The sequence below is a fragment of the Neobittarella massiliensis (ex Bilen et al. 2018) genome (assembly GCF_014269355.1).
Lineage (GTDB): Bacteria > Bacillota > Clostridia > Oscillospirales > Ruminococcaceae > Neobittarella > Neobittarella massiliensis.
On sequence record NZ_JACOGI010000009.1, the window covers coordinates 1 to 537 of the forward strand.

Sequence of the window (537 nt, forward strand, 5' to 3'; positions counted from 1 at the left end):
GCTCTCGTCGATCTCCTCGTTTATGCTGTCGTAGACGGCGGCGTGCTTGAGGCCGTTTTCATCGGTATCGATCTGAGGGCCGGGCACCGGATCATCCGGCTTTACCTCTGGGCCCACCACAGGGCCGGGCAATACGCTGGGGCCGGTGGGATCGCTGGGGTCATCTACCGACTCGGGCCGCAGGACGCTCGGCGGGTCGATGGGCGAGATGATCTGCGGCGCGCCCAGGTTGCCGGCGGCGTCCACTGCCCGGTACACCCCGTTTTGGGAGATCGTATAGTTTTGGCTGGCGGCGCCGTTGCCGGCGGTCAGTTCAAATACCTGCAGGTCCTGGAAAGCGTCTTCCGCGGCCTGAGCCGGACCGCGGCGCAGCAGCAATTGGGGTACCGGCTGGGCCGTTTTCTTCTGCAGTTTCCACACGCCGGAGAGACTGTCGGTGAGGGTGAGGTCGGTGCTGGCGGCGGCAAGACCGGGGGCGGTCTTATCGATCTTGATCTCGTCTTCTTTTTTTACCGATACAGCGTTTTCTTTGGAGCT

General features: G+C 63.1%; 1 protein-coding gene. It reads right to left on the reverse strand.

Annotation, left to right across the window (positions count from 1 at the left end; all coding sequences use genetic code 11):
- On the reverse strand, positions 1–537 hold a 537-nt coding region (locus tag H8K20_RS13615), incomplete at both ends, for a hypothetical protein (RefSeq protein WP_207721602.1).